Source organism: Caldicoprobacter guelmensis (assembly GCF_016908415.1).
GTDB classification, from domain to species: Bacteria; Bacillota; Clostridia; order Caldicoprobacterales; family Caldicoprobacteraceae; genus Caldicoprobacter; species Caldicoprobacter guelmensis.
Genome location: NZ_JAFBDW010000013.1, coordinates 1 through 16,789, shown reverse-complemented (window position 1 = coordinate 16,789; position 16,789 = coordinate 1). Strand labels below are relative to the sequence as shown.

General features: G+C 36.8%; 13 protein-coding genes and 1 pseudogene. 13 read left to right on the top strand and 1 reads right to left on the bottom strand.

The genetic code is table 11. The annotated features are described in order from the left end of the window. Positions 1-212 precede the first annotated feature (212 nt). The 9 genes from JOD02_RS11215 to JOD02_RS11175 all read left to right on the top strand — a co-directional run bounded on the left by JOD02_RS11215 (position 213) and on the right by JOD02_RS11175 (position 9,765). A complete protein-coding gene (locus JOD02_RS11215; RefSeq protein ID WP_204489594.1) occupies positions 213-1,622 on the top strand; it encodes an ABC transporter substrate-binding protein in 1,410 nt (469 codons plus the stop codon). Between the two features lie 91 nt (positions 1,623-1,713). Continuing rightward, the gene (locus tag JOD02_RS11210; RefSeq protein WP_204489593.1) at positions 1,714-2,613 is read left to right on the top strand and encodes a carbohydrate ABC transporter permease; all 900 of its coding nucleotides are present in this window, start codon (positions 1,714-1,716) and stop codon (positions 2,611-2,613) included. 24 nt (positions 2,614-2,637) lie between these two features. Beyond that, the gene (locus JOD02_RS11205; protein ID WP_204489591.1) at positions 2,638-3,513 is read left to right on the top strand and encodes a carbohydrate ABC transporter permease; all 876 of its coding nucleotides are present in this window, start codon (positions 2,638-2,640) and stop codon (positions 3,511-3,513) included. 77 nt (positions 3,514-3,590) lie between these two features. Further along, entirely contained in the window at positions 3,591-4,304 is a 714-nt protein-coding gene (locus JOD02_RS11200) for an RraA family protein (RefSeq protein ID WP_204489590.1), read from the top strand. A 276-nt stretch (positions 4,305-4,580) separates the two neighbouring features. Next, the gene (locus JOD02_RS11195; RefSeq protein WP_204489588.1) at positions 4,581-5,612 is read left to right on the top strand and encodes a zinc-binding dehydrogenase; all 1,032 of its coding nucleotides are present in this window, start codon (positions 4,581-4,583) and stop codon (positions 5,610-5,612) included. A gap of 22 nt (positions 5,613-5,634) precedes the next feature. Then, on the top strand, positions 5,635-6,516 hold the full coding sequence (locus JOD02_RS11190; protein WP_204489586.1) for a hydroxymethylglutaryl-CoA lyase: 882 nt from the start codon (positions 5,635-5,637) through the stop codon (positions 6,514-6,516). A 209-nt stretch (positions 6,517-6,725) separates the two neighbouring features. After that, positions 6,726-8,045 carry a hypothetical protein gene (locus JOD02_RS11185; RefSeq protein ID WP_204489585.1) on the top strand — a complete coding sequence of 440 codons (1,320 nt, stop codon included), beginning with the start codon at positions 6,726-6,728 and terminating at the stop codon, positions 8,043-8,045. Between the two features lie 54 nt (positions 8,046-8,099). Then, a complete protein-coding gene (locus JOD02_RS11180; RefSeq protein WP_204489583.1) occupies positions 8,100-8,801 on the top strand; it encodes a GntR family transcriptional regulator in 702 nt (233 codons plus the stop codon). A 52-nt stretch (positions 8,802-8,853) separates the two neighbouring features. Then, the gene (locus JOD02_RS11175; RefSeq protein WP_204489581.1) at positions 8,854-9,765 is read left to right on the top strand and encodes a sugar phosphate isomerase/epimerase family protein; all 912 of its coding nucleotides are present in this window, start codon (positions 8,854-8,856) and stop codon (positions 9,763-9,765) included. Between the two features lie 179 nt (positions 9,766-9,944). On the opposite strand, the pseudogene JOD02_RS11170 reads toward JOD02_RS11175, so the two are convergent. Beyond that, positions 9,945-11,204, bottom strand: a pseudogene (locus JOD02_RS11170) (IS110 family transposase). A 665-nt stretch (positions 11,205-11,869) separates the two neighbouring features. Here JOD02_RS11170 and JOD02_RS11165 point away from each other — a divergent pair. From JOD02_RS11165 to JOD02_RS11150, 4 genes are all read left to right on the top strand, one after another. Beyond that, the gene (locus tag JOD02_RS11165) at positions 11,870-12,835 is read left to right on the top strand and encodes a D-2-hydroxyacid dehydrogenase (protein WP_204489579.1); all 966 of its coding nucleotides are present in this window, start codon (positions 11,870-11,872) and stop codon (positions 12,833-12,835) included. Between the two features lie 205 nt (positions 12,836-13,040). Further along, on the top strand, positions 13,041-14,804 hold the full coding sequence (locus JOD02_RS11160) for a DUF5060 domain-containing protein (RefSeq protein ID WP_204489578.1): 1,764 nt from the start codon (positions 13,041-13,043) through the stop codon (positions 14,802-14,804). Between the two features lie 70 nt (positions 14,805-14,874). Further along, the gene (locus JOD02_RS11155; protein ID WP_204489576.1) at positions 14,875-15,693 is read left to right on the top strand and encodes a transketolase; all 819 of its coding nucleotides are present in this window, start codon (positions 14,875-14,877) and stop codon (positions 15,691-15,693) included. A gap of 57 nt (positions 15,694-15,750) precedes the next feature. Continuing rightward, the gene (locus JOD02_RS11150; RefSeq protein ID WP_204489574.1) at positions 15,751-16,692 is read left to right on the top strand and encodes a transketolase family protein; all 942 of its coding nucleotides are present in this window, start codon (positions 15,751-15,753) and stop codon (positions 16,690-16,692) included. Positions 16,693-16,789 lie beyond the last annotated feature (97 nt).

The following is a 16,789-nucleotide window of genomic DNA, read 5'->3' as shown; positions in this document are numbered from 1 at the left end:
AAAGCTTGTTGCTTAAATGTTTAGTGCTATTATACCAATATAGGATTATATAACCAATATTGGTAATTTAACTTTCAAATTTGCAGAACAAGAGTAATTAATTGGTTAATTGAATCTGTAATAATATGGGCTATAAAGCTTTTAAGTAAAGATCTTTAAATAGTCATAATATTGTGACTATTTAAAATAAAAAGGTAAGGGGGTATATAATAATGAGAAAAAGAAAAGGTATTAAATTAGTATCTATGTTATTGCTGGTGGTGTTTTGTATAGCTGTAATTTCAGGATGTGCAAAAAGTAAACCAATCGAGCAAAAACCAGAGCAAACCACAGAAAATAAGGAGACAAATAAACAAGAAAAAACCGAAGATAAAAAGGAACAGAAAGAAATTACAATCCGTTATATGTCAGCTACTACAGCAGGTTCTCCGCAATATGATATACTACATGGACTTATTGAAAAATTTCAAAAAGAACATCCTAATATAAAAATTGTTCATGATGCTCTTCCTAGTGCTGAACTTCGAACAAAGATAACTGTAGAGATGGCAGCGGACAATCCACCTCATGCTTCATGGTGTCCATTAAGCTATGCTAGAGAGTTCATGAAAGATAATAAAATTATTGATTGGAGACCAGTGTTTGAGGATCCTAAACATAAAGAGTTTAAACAGTGGTTTGATCAAAAAACATTTGAAGCTGTAACATATAAGGATGGAAGGATCATGATGGCACCTTACGAGGCAAGCGTTGATGCATTATTTTATAACAGTGAACTTTTTGAGAAATATGGATGGGAGCCACCCAAGACTTTTGATGATCTGATTGAGTTAGCCAAAAAATGTCGTGAGAAAGGGATATATGCTCTTGTTACAGGCGGAAAGGATATACGTTTTGCATGGCTGGCTTCAGCTTTGCTGGTGAGAGTTATTGGGGTTGAAAAAGCAAAAGCACTAGGGTATGGGAATGCGATGACAAAGTGGAATGACCCAGAATATGGTTTTCCTCAAGCAATGAAGAAGTTCAAAGAATTAGTAGATGCCGAAGCCTTTCCACCGGGTGTGTTGGGAATGACTGTAAATGAAGCCGATCAAATGTTTGCGCGGGGAGAAGCAGCAATGTATTATGAAGGACAGTGGAAAGTCGGTAATTTTATAGCAGTTGGGGGAGATGAATTTATTAAAAAAGTAAAACGCGTTAATTTCCCGATTATGACCGATATGCCCAACGGTGATCCAGAAGCGTGTGTAGGAGGTATCCTGGTAGGAACTATTGTTTCAAGCAATAAACCACAAGAAGAAATAGAAGCTGCAATTGAATGGGCAAAAGCGATATCAAGTCCAGAATATTATGGACCTGCTATGGAAACAGGAACAAATTTGTATGCTGGGAAAATCAATTATGATCGTACAAAACCCCCGGCAGTAATAAATGAATTATATGATGCATTCCAAAAAACACCCAGGTTTATTCCCTCAATGGATGCAATGGCACCTCCACCAATTGATCTTGCAATAAAGAAAACGGCAATGCCTGGGATAGTCTCCGGGGAGCTGACGGTGGAGGAGGCAATTGCGGAAGTACAGAAAGTAGCCGAAGAATATGTAAAGTCGCTTAAATGAAGTGCAAAAAGTAGGATGCAGAGAGAATTAAGTTTTCTCTGCATCCTACCTAATGTAGACATAATAAAGTAGATAAAATGGAGTGAATTGAATGGAAACGTTAAACTTGTCAACAAGAAAAAGTATTTCTGCATTTAAACTTACTAAAAATACTACATCTTCATTAAAGGTAAGCAAAAAGGCAAAAGTTTTTATATATATTTTTATGATAATAATAGCAGTGATAGTCCTTTTGCCATTAATATGGTTAATTTCTTCCTCATTAAAAACCCAGGCAGAGTTAACAGCAAATGTCTGGGGATTACCCAAATTTTTGCATTTTGAAAATTATGTAAATGCGTGGAAAAGAGGGCGAATGAGTGTTTATATTAATAACAGTTTAATTGCTATCATAGTAACTATCATAATAACCGTGGTAACTTCAACTACTCTTTCGTTTGTTTTGTCAAGGTTAAAATTTAAGGGGAATAGGATCATTTATTATATAGTGATTATCGGAATGATGATACCAATACATGCAGCTGTCATACCACTATATATTTTAGCGATGAATATGAAACTTCAGAATAATTTAATAGCATTGGGGTTTATATATGCTGCTTTCAGAATTTCAGCTTCGGTGTTTTTCCTAGAAAGCTATATGAAAACCATCCCGAAGGAATTAGAAGAAAGTGCTATTATAGATGGATGCAGTTTATGGAGAATTTTTCTAAAAATTATTCTTCCTTTATCAAAAGATGGGGTAATTACCATTGTAATTTTAGCAGTAATAGCTTGTTGGAATGAGTTGTTGGTGGCAATGTTAATGTTAAATGAACCTTTTGTAAAGACGTTGCCCATTGGTTTAATGGGATTTGTCACAGAATATAATGCCGAATATACGCAGATGTGTGCTGGATTAGTAATAGCGTGTCTTCCAGGTTTAATATTTTACGCATTGCTACAAGAAAGAATTATCAAAGGAATGACAGTAGGAGCAATAAAGGGTTAAAACTTTTTAGGAGTGAGAAAATGTATGGATGTGATTAAGAATAAGAAATTAGCAATAATTATGTTTCTATTACCAGGTTTGACGCTTTATGTGTTGTTAGTTCTTTATCCCATAGTAAATGGAATTGTACTAAGTATGTATCGGTGGAAAACAGTAAGTATTAAAGTATTTGCTGGACTGGATAATTATTTAGGAGTGTTTACTGACAGTTTATTTTGGAAATCAGTAAAAAATTCTTTGATTTTTATGATAGGAACGGGGTTAATTCAGCTTCCTTTAGGTTTTATTTTAGGGTATTTATTGTATTTACAATTAAAAGGATACCGTTTCTTTCGAACGGTTTACTTTATCCCACCAATGTTGATGTCGGTAGCAGTAGGGTATATTTGGGGTTATATTTATAGTCCTGCATTTGGACTTTTAAAACCTTTAATGGAATCAATTGGTTTAGGGAAATATTATCTTCCACCTTTAGCTAATAGTGGAACGGCGTTGTTCTTCATAATACTAGCACAAGCGTGGCATTCTACAGGTATTCAGATGATGTTGTTTAATGCAGGGTTTATGAACATGCCTGAAGAAGTAATTGAAATGTCTGTGATTGACGGAGCAGTTGGTTGGAAAAAAATATTTTATATAATCTTACCTCTTTCTTGGGAAGTAACTACAAGTGTTATTATTCTTCAACTGACAGGGGCATTAAGGTCTTTTGATTTAATCTATGTTATGACAGGTGGAGGACCTAATCATGCAACCGAAGTCTTACCAATATATATGTTTGTTAAAGCATTTCAAGAATTTAATATTGGTTATGGGGCAGTGGCTGCTATAGTAATTTTCATTTTATCAATAAGTTTGACAGTAGGGTTACAAAAGTTAATGAAGAAAGAAACTTTTTAAAATTTTATGGTGTTTAAATAAATATAACATTCAAGCAGGAGCTCTCGCAGGAAAATATAACTTAAGGAGGATAAAAAATGAATGATAAAGAACTATTGGAAAAAATTTGTAGTTGTAGATTAGCTGATTTAGCTGATGGGATGGATGCAATTGGCCTTGTTAACATAGGGAGTATGTCTCCTTTGATGAGACCTATCCGGCCAGGTATATCAATGGTAGGTTTTGCCTATACAGTGAAATTGATTCCTACCCAAAAAAATGTAAAAGTTTGTAAAACTTTCGAAGAGTATACCGAGGAATTAAATAGATGGTGTAGTGATACTTATTCGTTTTTTGTTCCGATTGCTGAAGGAAAGTATAAGGATAAGGATATAGTCATAGTAATCGATATGGGAGGATATCCAGGCGGTGTATGGGGATCTGAAATCGCATTAAATGCTATGAAAAATGGAGTAGTTGGGGCAGTTATTGATGGAGGATGTCGTGATTCTTATGAATGCAATTTGGAAGGGGCGAAAGTTTGGTGTACTGTTCGTACTTTCAATCATGTATATGGAAGGGTAATTAATGGTGGTGTGAATATACCGATTAGGTGTGCCGGAGTGACAGTTAATCCGGGCGATATCGTATGTGCAGATGACGATGGGGTATTGGTTATACCAAGAGACAGAGCCGAAGAAGTTGTGGAATTTGCATTAAAAGTGAGGAAAAGTGATCAAAAAGTGCGGGCTAAGCATTATAAGGATATAGGTTTACCTTACGATGAGACGTTAGGAGATGATATTGAATAATAAAAAAAGCGTATGTTTAAAGTAAGTAATTTAATTAAACATTTGTGTGTTATTTTAAAAAGCGGGAGCTCCGTATTGTCTTATTTATTATGATGCTCGTAGTTTGCAGATAGAAAAGTACATAATAATAAATATATTAAAATTTGTAATTAAAACGGTAAGCTTTTGAGTAAGAGGTGATTGGTTACCGACGAAATAGAGGACAGTAAAGTAAGGAGGAGTTGATTTTGTTGTTATAACCATTATATTATTATAAATTGGGACGGTGAGGATAAAGTGAAAGCATTGAGAAAAATAAAGGCAGGACCAGGTGCTGAGTTAGTAGAAATACCCATTCCTACGGTTGGATTTGAGGACGTATTAGTAAGAGTGAAAGCGACAGCTTTATGCAAGTCTGACGTGGATGTATATATGTGGACTCCTCTTGTGGCTTCTGCTAATTATCCACTTCCATTAACAATGGGTCACGAGTTTATGGGGGAAATTGTGGAAGTGGGAAAGAGTGTTAAAAATTTACAAGTTGGGGATTGTATAGTTGGAGAAACACATATACCGTGTGAAAATTGTGTAAGTTGTTGGAGTGGGAATAGGCATATTTGTGACAATATGGGTGTGTTGGGGAGAAATGTAGACGGTTCCTTTGCAGAATATATTAAATTACCGGCTGTATCAGCTATCAAAGTGGATAAAACATTATTACCGGCATATGGCGCTTTAATGGAACCCTTAGGGACAGCTTTACATGCTTTGACAAAAGGAGAGGTATGGGGAAAAAGTGTTTTAGTTCTTGGGTGTGGTATCATTGGCTTGATGGCTGTGCATGTGGCAAAATTGTTAGGTGCTACGAGAGTATACGCAGTTAGTACTAGTCCTACTAAATTGGAGAAAGCAGTTAAATTAGGAGCCGATAAGATAATAAATAGTAAGAAAGAAGATATGGTGGAAGTAATTATGGAAGAAACGCGGGGGAAAGGCGTGGGAGTAGTTATTGAGACTACAGGAAATGAAGTCATAATAAACAAAGCGATTGATGTTTTACAAAAAGCAGGTCGATATGTATTCGTAGGTATGATTGAAGAGAATTTGACAATTGAAAAATTCATGACAAGGGTAGTGTATAAAGAGATAGTGCTCACGGGAATTTTCGGTCGTAGAATTTATGAAACTTGGATATTACTTCAGGAATTTTTGGAAACGAAAAATATTGACTTTGGAATTTTTATAGGTGCTGAAATGCCTCTTACGGATTATGAAAAGGGTTTTCAACAATTTTCTGATCTTACAGGTAGATTGATATTTTATCCATAAAGAAGGAGAGTGACGAATAAAAATGGATAAACTTAGTTTTCCTACAGAAGTAGTAATATTTGAAGTGGGGCCAAGAGACGGATTACAGAATCAACGTGAGTTTATTCCCACAGATAAAAAAGTAGAATTGATTAATAAATTAGTAGCTGCTGGTTGCAAAAAAATAGAGGTTACTTCCTTTGTTAATCCTAAATGGGTTCCACAGATGAGAGACGCCAAAGAGGTTTGTGCTAGAATTGAAAGAAGAGAAGGTGTGGTATACAGTGCTCTTATTCCAAATTTAAAAGGTCTAGAACTAGCTTTAGAAGCGGGATTACAGGAAGTTGTTACTATTATAAGCGCGAGTGAAAGTCATAACAAAAAAAATGTAAACAGAAGTATATCACAGTCGTTAAAAGAAATAGAGGAGATTAACCGTATTGCTTCTGAAAATAATGTGAGAGTTAGGTCTTATATAGCTACTGCTTTCGGGTGTCCAATAGAAGGAGATGTTCCAGAAGAAAAAGTTATAGACATTGCTTTAGCTTTAGAAGAAAGTGGCTCTTACGAAATTTCTTTAGGAGATACTACAGGTATGGCAAATCCTATAAAAGCTTTTGAACTACCAAAAAAGCTTTTTAAACGATTAAAACATGCAACATTAGCAGTACATTATCATCAAGCGGATGGAATGGAATTTGCAAATATTCTAGCCTCACTACAAGCAGGAGTACCAGTGTTCGATGGCGCAGCAGGGGGATTGGGGGGGTGCCCTTATGCACCTGGTGCTACAGGAAATGTAGCTACTGAAATATTGGTGGAGATGTTTAACCGTATGGGTATAAAGACAGGCATTGATCTGAATTTAATAAAAGAGTGTGGAAGGTTTGCCAAATCAATTTGTAACTCATGTATTACCAATTAATAACTAATATCTATAAATGAGCAAAAATGCTTCCAGTAAATTTCCATCCTGTATTTCTGGGAGATATAAAGCTTTCCAGAATACAAAATGAGAGGATAAAACACTTCATAAATTAAGTAATGGTAATTAATTACCAGAAAATTTGCTCATTTATAGCTAATATGTCTTATAATAATATAACAAAGCTGAAAATGGGAAGGGTGGATGTTATGAATAACGAAAAATTAGAGAAGATTAAAGAACAACTTAAATCGGGAAAAATTAAGCAGCAAGATCTAGAGATGATAATATTTAAGGAAGTGTACAACTCAGAAGCATGTAAGGTAAAAGATGCTTGTCGTGATGCTGAAGTAATACGGTGTGAAGTAATAGAAGAGAGAACGGGTGTCTCATTAGAAACTATAAAAAAAGCTCATATTGATACATGCAATATTGTTTCAGGCAAATATATATTACCGGGAATCGAATTAAAGGTGGGAGGAGCAATAATTCCTATGGGGATTGCAGGCCCCATAAGAATAAAAGGGAAATATGTAAATGATGAGGAAGTATATATTCCTTTAGCGACTAATGAGGCGGCTTTGCTTGCAGGTGTACAGCGAGGTATTAAAGCAATTAATTTGGCAGGGGGAATAAACACACTGGTTCATTTTGACGGAATGGCAAGAGCTCCATTAATTGAAGCCCCGGATATATATCAAGCTCAATGGTTGTGTCGAGAGGTAAAAGAGAATAAGGAATTACTTATGGAATTGGGTAAGTATGTAAAAGATCCTTTTGTAAGGTTAGAATATATAGAACCATATCAACTGGGGACTAAAGTGTTTTTGAGGATGTTTTTTAAGACAGGTGATGCCATGGGAATGAATGGTGTTACAAAAGCATCAGCAGATATTACTAAAGCATTGTTAGAACGACTAAAAGGATGGCGTTTAATTACTATTAGCAGTAATTTATGCACTGATAAAAAATCGGCTCATATTAACGTGTTAACAGGACGAGGAAAGTCTGTGCAGACAGAAGTTTTTATCCCTAAAAATGTGTTGGAAAGCGTGTTTAAGAAAGGAGTTACTGCCAAAAAGGTAGAACAGGTGGTTTTTCATAAATGTTATTTAGGGGCGGCGTTGAGTGGAACGATTTCTGGTTTTAATGTTAATGCTGCTAATGTTGTCGCTGCGTTTTTTGCCGCTACAGGTCAAGATTTAGCTCAAGTAATTACTTCGGCCAGTTGCTTTGTGCAAGCAGAGGCAACCGATGATGGAAGTCTCCACTTTATGGTAAGTTTGCCATGTATTGAATTAGCTGCGTTTGGTGGAGGTACGCAATTTGGGACTGCAAGGGAAGCTTTAAATTTGATAGGATGTGGTAAACGAGGGAATTCTATAGATGAGAATACTAGTGTAATGAGATTAGCAGAAATTGCTGCAGCTGCTGTTACTGCATTAGAGTTAAATACATCATGCGCACAAGCTGCAGAGTACGAAATGGCAGAATCACATGTTAGATTAGCAAGAGGAGAATTTGAATAAAATTTAAACATATGTGTATGCCAAAAAATAAATAAAAGGGGAAGGAGAAGTAGAATGCGTCAAAAGATGCAGGAAGTAACTTCTAATAATATTACTAATAATATTACTAAAAGAGGTTTTAAGCCTTTAAGTCTTAAAGAGATTACTTACAGAGTTATAAAAGAGAAATTGCTCAATCTAGAAATAGAACCCGGAAGTCGTATTAGAGAAGATATATTGGCTGAAGAGATGTCGGTTAGTCGAACTCCAGTAAGAGAAGCTGTAAGACAGTTAGTGGCAGAAGGGTTTATAAGAGATATACCTAGAAAAGGGCTATTTTTTATCGATTTTACGCCTGATGTTATTTCAGATCTTCTTGATGTAAGAGAAGCGTTGGAAAAGTTGGCAGTGAGAAAGTGTATTGAGAAAATAACAAGAGCTCAGCTAAAGGAATTAGAACAACTTGTTAAAAAATTCGAAGAATCTCTTAATGTTGGAGAATACGAAAATTGTAACATACTTGATAGTATGTTCCATAAAAAAATTGTTGAAATTACTGGTAATAAAAAATTAATTGATTTTGTTTACATTATAGAGGAGTTTATGCAAATTGTAAGAAAATTGGAGATGTATGAAGATAAGATTGGTAAAAATATAAATGCCTTGGAAGATCATAAGAAAATTTTAGAAGCGATTCGAAATAAAGATAAAGAAAAAGCAGAAACCGCTGTTAAAAATAATATTGAGAGTATGAAGAAAAACTTAGGACTAAAATAAGAATTTTAAAAAATCAATCTATAGGGAAAGAAATATCAGGGAGGTGGTTTAAATGAAGGAGTCGATGTATAAATATATGCGAGTAGGGATTATACATTTTATGGCTTATCCTGAGACTATGAAGGGGGAAGGCCCTATTATAGAGACAATAAAGAAAATAGTATTGGATGAATATTTTAATGCCATTGAAATTAGCTGGATAAAAGATTCAAAGGTAAGAGATGAAGTGAAAAAAATGCTTGAAGCCTCTCATATGGCTGTAGCTTATGGGGCTTCACCTAGGTTATTAACAACAGGTATGAATATAAATCATCTCAATGAAGTAGAGAGAAGAAGAGCGATAGAGAATTTAAAAGAGGGTATTGATGAAGCATATTACATGGGTGCTAAGGGTTTTGCATTTTTGAGCGGTAGGTATGAAGAGGATAAGAAAGAGGAAGCTTTTGCAGCTTTAGTTGAATCAACAAAGGAGCTTTGTGCTTATGCCAAATCAAAAGGTGATTTGAGAATAGTACTCGAAGTATTTGATTGGGATATTGATAAAAAGAGCTTAATAGGTCCGGTAGGATTGGCAAAGAAATTTGCGGAGGAAATAAGGAAGGAATATGACAATTTTGGGCTTATGGTGGATTTAAGCCATTTACCTCTTTTAAGGGAAAGTGCAAGAGAAGCCATAGTCCCTATAAAGGAGTATATAGTACATGCTCATATAGGTAATGCGGTAGTTGCAGATCCTTCCTTTGAAGCATATGGCGATACTCATCCAAGGTTTGGTTTTCCAAACAGTGAGAATGATGTAGAAGAAGTGATGGAATATTTAAGAGTTTTAATGGAAGTTGGTTTTTTGAATCCTGATAATCCCCCTATTGTAAGTTTTGAAGTTAAGCCTTGGAAAGATGAAGACCCTGACATAGTAATAGCAAATGCGAAGAGGGTGTTAAATGAGGCATGGGCAAGGTTATAAGATAGATATAAATACGGAAAATAGCCTAGATTAAAGTAATTCGGTAATATGTCAAGGGGGGATTCGAAAAAAGTTGAAAATTTTTTAGCTATTTAAACCCAAAAAAGGGCATAGCAAAGCTAACCATCACCTAGGCGGCATGGTAATAATTAACATAAATGTAAATTAGGAAATCGGCCTTAGCTTAAACTAACATCTCCTTTCCTGGCGGATGGATTGTAAAGTTTTTCATCGCGCAGCAGAGCGAAGACTAACCTTACCGCCTTACGGGCTGTAAGCACTAAAGCCCTCTTGTGATGATGGGTCTTGCTTTCGTTGTACTTGCGAGAGTAATACTGGGCAAATTCGGGTAAATACTTCCTGAGCTGCTCTGCGGCCTGTATAAAGTAGTATCTGAGGTAGTGGTTTCCAGTCTTTTTGATGAATGTATCATCAGCAGTAAACTCTCCAGACTGGTATTCAGACCAATACAGACCTGCAAATTTGGCCAAAGCGTTATCGTTCTCGAAGCGAGAAATGCCCCCTATTTCCGATATAAAGCCAGCAGCCAGGACGGGGCCAATACCTTTGACTGAAGTTAAGCACAGGAACTCGTTTTTAAAAAGTGGCAGCTCCTTTTCAATGGCTTTATCCACAGCTTTGATCTGCTTTTCCAGAGCCTTTATGTTTTCAAGGCAGGATTTGAGCACAAAGCTTAGAGAGTTATCCACAGAAGCATTAAGCCTGTAAGATTTTGCAGCTGCCTCTTTTAAAGCTTTAGCGGTGGCCTGTGGACATTCAAAATGCTTTTTACCGTGTTCCATGATAAAATCAATGAGTTCATCAAGCGATCGAGTCGCAATATCCTCTACGGTAAGAAACTCATGGAACAGTTCTGTAGCGGAGGCCCCGAAGTTGTTAGAGAAAACCTTGTCCTGGCACATAGCACTGAATTTAAGGAACAGGTTGCTCAGGTAGTAGGATTTTTCCCGAGCCAGGTTTTCCACAAGGTGATACCTGTAGCGAGTAAGCCTTTGGAGAGCAAGGTATCTAAAATCCACAGGGCAAGACTTGGGGAGTCTGCCGAAACGGAGTCTTTCTGCGATGGTGTTGGCATCCACCCAATCATTTTTAGGGAGATTGCCCAGGGATTTCTTGAAGTTTTCAATGAGTTTAGGGTTAAAGCAGATAATGTGAGGGTGATAAGGCTTAAGCTGAGGGGAATCAGCTAGTAGATGCTGTATATGCCAGCCATACACTGAAGTAGATTCAAGGCCGATGAAGAGGGTATCAACAGCTAAAGCCTTACAGCACCTGAGTATAGTATCTATGAGGATGTTAGCCCCAACTTGGTCATTGGTAACTGAGAAAGGTTTGACGATTTCAGTTCAATTCTGGTCAATGATAGATACCTTGTAGTCCTTAAGGCTGAGGTCAAGGCCTACAAATAGTTTATTCACATTTAACACCTCCTTTCCAAGGGGAGTGATAAGGTAAAGGATATTTGGGATAACCCTAGCAACCAGGTTATATAACAGCCTCGCGTTATTAGCTCTTAGCAATACAGGCTTTAGTCTCCTGCTGCCGAGAACCTGTACTACGACAAAGCAGAATTCGAGTTTAGATGTGGCAAACCTGGTGTAGGGACCACACTTTATTGAGCAGTCGAGCTGCAAGGGGGGCAAAAGCCTGTCCCAGATACAGATATCTTTACCAGATAATCATGCTACAGGTTATCCCAAAAGTAAAGAGTTTTTTTGCCGCCTATGGGAGACGGTGCCATATACCACCGTTTGTGATAGGTGAAGTATATGGATTAGGGTTGAAGTGCCATTCAAAAGCTTGCAGCGAGCTTTGAATGGGAAGTAAGATATAATGAGTTAATTACCAGTAAATAACTGGTAAAATAAATGGCCTAAAGGTTAATTGATTTGTTGTTTATAAACACTATTGAATACTCTCGAAAAGTAGCTGAGCAACATAGGCACAACGATCGATTTTGTAGAGCAACCTTGCAGAATAAGTATGGGGTGAAGTCCCAAGACCGAACCTGCAAACAAGCTAAAATAAAGCTCTCAGACTTTTCGAGAGCGTACACTATTATACGAGGAGGGGTAATAACAAAATGAAAATAGTAGTACTTGATGGTTATACGCTCAATCCAGGGGACTTATCATGGGGTGAGTTAGAAAAACTAGGGGAACTTACGGTATATGATCGTACACCTAGAGAAAAAGTATTAGAGAGAATAGGGGATGCAGAGATAGTTTATACTAATAAGACGCCATTAACTCGCGAGACTTTTTATAAGGCGCCTAATATTAAATGGGTAGGAGTACTAGCGACGGGATATGATGTAGTTGATATTGATGCGGCGCGGGAGAGGGGGATTCCAGTAACTAATGTCCCTACATATGGTACTACGGCTGTGGCACAGATGGTTTTTGCTTTACTGCTTGAGATTTGTCATCATGTCTGGGAGCATAGTGAAGCAGTGAAGAGAGGGGAATGGACTAATAATGCTGATTGGTGTTTCTGGAAATATCCACTTATAGAGTTAAGTGGAAAAACGATGGGGATAATAGGATATGGTAGGATAGGGCAAGCTAGTGGGAGAATAGCGCAGGCGATGGGGATGAGAGTTTTAGCATATGATCAATACAAAAATAAGGAACTTGAATGTGAGACGATGAGATATGTAGATTTAGAGGAGTTATTAAGAGAATCAGATGTTATAAGTTTACATTGTCCTTTGACGGAGAGCACTAGGGGGATAATAAATAAAGAGACGATAGAGAAGATGAAAGATGGGGTTATAATAATAAATACTGCAAGGGGACCACTTATAGTAGAGGAAGACCTTGCAGAAGCTCTGAATAAGGGTAAAGTATATGCTGCAGGGTTGGATGTAGTATCAGTAGAACCCATAAAGATGGATAATCCATTATTAAAGGCTAAGAATGTTATAATAACACCACATATAGCATGGGCACCAAAAGAGTCTAGACAACGGCTGTTGGATATTGCTGTAAATAATTTAAAAGCTTTTTTAAGTGGTAACCCAATAAATGTAGTAAATGGAGTAGTATAGGATGAAGGGTTTATCCTTCTATAGGCTTCTTGTATAAAGATGCGTGATAAACAATAGAAAACTAGTCTTTGAATATAAAAATAATGCAGACATCTTCTCTGATAATTGTATGGTTAAAAATATAAAAGAGAGGATGTCTTGTGTTAATATACTTTTATTATTCTATATTTTGTAATAAAAAAAGATATGGGAGAGGGGATATTCGATGAGTGGTAATAAAGAAATTGTTCATGTATGGGAAAAATACGAAATTACATTGAAAGCCGAGCATACCTATTTAAACCCGTATACTGAAGTAGACGTTTGGGTAGATTTAAAAGGACCAGGTTTTGAAAGACGTGTTTATGGTTTTTGGGATGGTGAAAATATCTTTAAAGTTCGTATTGTAGCAATGTCTCCTGGAGAATGGCAATGGGAAAGTGGTTCCAATAAAATGGATCGAGGACTCAATGGGAAAAGAGGTAAATTTATAGCAATTGAATGGAGTGAAATAGAAAAAGAAGAAAATCCTTGTAGGCGAGGATTTATCAGACCAACGGCAAATGGACATGCTTTTATGTATGCTGATGGAACACCGTTTTTGTTAATTGGAGATACGTGGTGGGCTACACCTACATTTAGATATAAGTGGTATGAAGATGAATTTCCACGGGAAATAGGCCCGGAGATGGGATTTAAAGATATGGTTAGATACAGAAAGTTACAAGGATTTAATTGTATCGCAATGATAGCAGCGTTTCCTACATGGGCAAATGATGGGTTACCCCCTACTATTCATATGAACGATCAATGGAAAACAACAATTCGAGCGGCGTGGAGACAAGCTGGTACTAACAGCGCCAAAGATATGTTTAATGAAGGAGGACGACCGTTTTGTTTTCCCGGAAAAGTACCAGGATACGAAAATATAGTTCCGGATTTTGATCGTATTAATCCCAAGTATTTTCAACATTTAGATAAAAAAGTGGATTATCTAAATAAGAATGGTTTTATTGCATTTATTGAAGCGGCAAGAAGAGATGTTAGTCAAGTATGGAAGAGGTATTATGATTGGCCGAACTCCTATGCGCGGTATATTCATTATATATTTACACGCTATCAAGCTAATAACTGTTTGCTTAGCCCTATTCACTTTGATTATGCAGGTGATTCAATCCCATCATATGAATATAATGAACCTGCTAATTTAGTTATTGAAAAATATGGTCCTCCACCATTTGGGACACTGGTGGGAACAAATGCTTCTCCTTCTACTTTAGTTAATTTTGGAGGCCCCGAACAAGCACGTTGGCTTACCTTTCATCAAATTGGCAATTGGCGTGAGCATGATCATTATTGGTATCTAACAGAGATTTATTATTCATATCCTGCTATGCCTGCTATCAATGGCGAACCATATTATCCCGGTTTTCCTGATGACGATCCTCCAGCTTATAGCGAAGAAGCTAATTTGAATTGTCGTTCGGGAATGTATGGCGGATTTTTATCAGGAGGGTTTGGTGGATATATTTACGGAGCGGAAGGATTATGGGGAGGAGATATAGAATTAGAGGCAAAATATAAGATGTGGGATGCAATGCAGTTTGAATCTGGTAAAATGGTGAGTTATTTAAAGAACTTTGCATTTATTAACGGGGATAGATATAAAGATTTAGAACCTAATGCAGATCTGGTTACCCCTAATAAAGCAGGAGAGCCTTTGGGATATCGTGGATGGGCTTATTGCGCTCGTACAAAGGAGAAAGACTTTTTCTTGATATATCTTGAAAAAGATTGTCCTCAAGTAACTGTGCGTGGAGCGATACCTAACGCGATATATGTGTTTAAATGGTTTAATCCACGTACAGGGGTCTGGTTTGGAGATGTACGGTTTCCTGTTATAAGAGCTGATGAATACGGAAGAATTTATCTTCCTAGTTTTTCAAATGAGAAGGATTGGGGATTATGTCTATTGTTAAACAAAGGGTAAAACCCAAGTCCTAAGTGTAGTACAATTTTGGTTTTATGCAACAGGAGTGATGTAAAAGGAGGTTACATAAATGTTTCCGATAGAGGAAATAAAGAGGGCAGCTCAGGAAGCACGTATTACTGTTATTAATATGATTTATAAAGCTGGAAGTGGTCACATTGGAGGTAGTCTCTCTTGTGCAGAAATAATAACGGTCTTATATGAGTGTTTTTTAAATGTGAAACCTGAAGAACCGTTATGGCCAGAAAGAGACCGATTTATTTTAAGTAAAGGACACGCAGCTCCTATGCTATATGCTATTCTTAGTCGAAAAGGTTTTTTTGAGCAAAGCCAGTTGGACACACTTCGTAAACTAAATAGTAATTTACAGGGGCATCCTTGTATGTTTAAGTTACCAGGTATTGATATGTCTACCGGTTCTTTAGGTATGGGAGTTTCTGTTGGTGTAGGTATGGCATTAGCTGCAAAACTAACAAAAAGAAATTTTCGAGTTTTTGTACTGTGTGGTGATGGGGAATTGCAAGAGGGACAAAACTGGGAAGCGTTTATGTCGGCTGCAAAGTGGAAACTTGACAATTTAATAGTGATAATTGACAAAAATGGTGTACAGCTGGATGGTAAAGTAGAAGAAGTTATGCCATTGGGTGATTTAGAGGCAAAATTGAAGGCTTTTGGTATTTATGTTTTAAATTGTGATGGGCATAATGTAGAAGCTTTGATAAATAGTATACAAGAAGCAATTAACTACAAAGGTCCAGCAGCAGTGATAGCGAATACTGTAAAAGGGAAAGGTGTTTCATTTATGGAAGGACAGTCATTGTGGCATGGAAAACCTATTAATAAAGAGGAGTATGAACAAGCTATAATGGAATTAAGTAAGTGCTTTTAAAATAGAACATTGTGTGAGAGAATTATTATAAACCTTAAAAAGGAAGTGATTGCTATAATGGAGCAGAAACCAATGAGATTAGTATTTGGTGAAATTCTTTGTGAGTTAGCAGAAGAGTTTCCTGAGATGGTGGTTTTAGATGCCGATGTATCTAATAGTACACAGACTAAACGGTTCGAAGAAAAATTTAAAGACAGGTTTTTCAATTTTGGAATTGCAGAAGCTAACATGGTTAGTGCAGCAGCTGGTATGGCTACCTGTGGATTAATCCCTGTAGTTTCTACTTTTGCATTTTTGATAGTCCTACGTGCAGGAGACCCTGTAAGAAGTCTTATTGCCTATAACAGTTTAAATGTAAAATTGGCAGGGGGGTATGCAGGGTTATCGGACTTTGCAGATGGGGCTAGCCACCAGTCGGTAACTGATCTAGCGATTATGAGAGCTATGCCCAATATGACAGTATTGGTACCTTCAGATATTGATACTACTCGAGGAGCTGTTAGGGCTATGTTAAAACATAGGGGACCGGTTTATCTACGTCTATCACGTGAGCCAGTGGGTTCTTATCATGGTGGGGATGAGAGTTTTGAAATAGGGAAAGCAAAGATATTAAAAGATGGGAAGGATGTGACTCTGGCAGTTAGTGGTACTTTGCTTCCACAAGTACTGGAGGCAGCTGAAGAACTGGAGAAGGCAGGTATCCGACCCGCTGTTTTAGAGTTCCCAACTTTAAAACCATTTGATAGTGAAACGTTGATTTACTATGCACAGAAGACAGGAGCAATTGTTACTGTTGAAGAGCATACCATCTTGGGAGGATTTGGAGGAGCAGTCTCCGAATCCTTGTCTGAAATTTGTCCAGTACCTGTCAAACGAATAGGGATCAATGATTGTTTTGGTGAAAGTGCTACTTCCTATAGTGAACTTTTAAATAAATATTTTTTGACAAAAGGGTATATTTGCCAGGCTGCTATTGGATTAATTAAAAGAAAAAAATAAGAGGTTCGTTGTAAAATTAAATGCAACACCTAAAAAATAGTAGAACCATAGTGAGAAATCCTGTATGATATAGATATCCAAAATCACTAAACATACA

Coding starts and splice junctions, on each gene's coding strand:
- JOD02_RS11155 (WP_204489576.1), top strand. CDS start 14,875: ATGTTTCCGATAGAGGAAATAAAGAGGGCAGCTCAGGAAGCACGTATT.
- JOD02_RS11210 (WP_204489593.1), top strand. CDS start 1,714: ATGGAAACGTTAAACTTGTCAACAAGAAAAAGTATTTCTGCATTTAAA.
- JOD02_RS11150 (WP_204489574.1), top strand. CDS start 15,751: ATGGAGCAGAAACCAATGAGATTAGTATTTGGTGAAATTCTTTGTGAG.
- JOD02_RS11190 (WP_204489586.1), top strand. CDS start 5,635: ATGGATAAACTTAGTTTTCCTACAGAAGTAGTAATATTTGAAGTGGGG.
- JOD02_RS11160 (WP_204489578.1), top strand. CDS start 13,041: ATGAGTGGTAATAAAGAAATTGTTCATGTATGGGAAAAATACGAAATT.
- JOD02_RS11215 (WP_204489594.1), top strand. CDS start 213: ATGAGAAAAAGAAAAGGTATTAAATTAGTATCTATGTTATTGCTGGTG.
- JOD02_RS11175 (WP_204489581.1), top strand. CDS start 8,854: ATGAAGGAGTCGATGTATAAATATATGCGAGTAGGGATTATACATTTT.
- JOD02_RS11205 (WP_204489591.1), top strand. CDS start 2,638: ATGGATGTGATTAAGAATAAGAAATTAGCAATAATTATGTTTCTATTA.
- JOD02_RS11180 (WP_204489583.1), top strand. CDS start 8,100: ATGCGTCAAAAGATGCAGGAAGTAACTTCTAATAATATTACTAATAAT.
- JOD02_RS11165 (WP_204489579.1), top strand. CDS start 11,870: ATGAAAATAGTAGTACTTGATGGTTATACGCTCAATCCAGGGGACTTA.
- JOD02_RS11185 (WP_204489585.1), top strand. CDS start 6,726: ATGAATAACGAAAAATTAGAGAAGATTAAAGAACAACTTAAATCGGGA.
- JOD02_RS11200 (WP_204489590.1), top strand. CDS start 3,591: ATGAATGATAAAGAACTATTGGAAAAAATTTGTAGTTGTAGATTAGCT.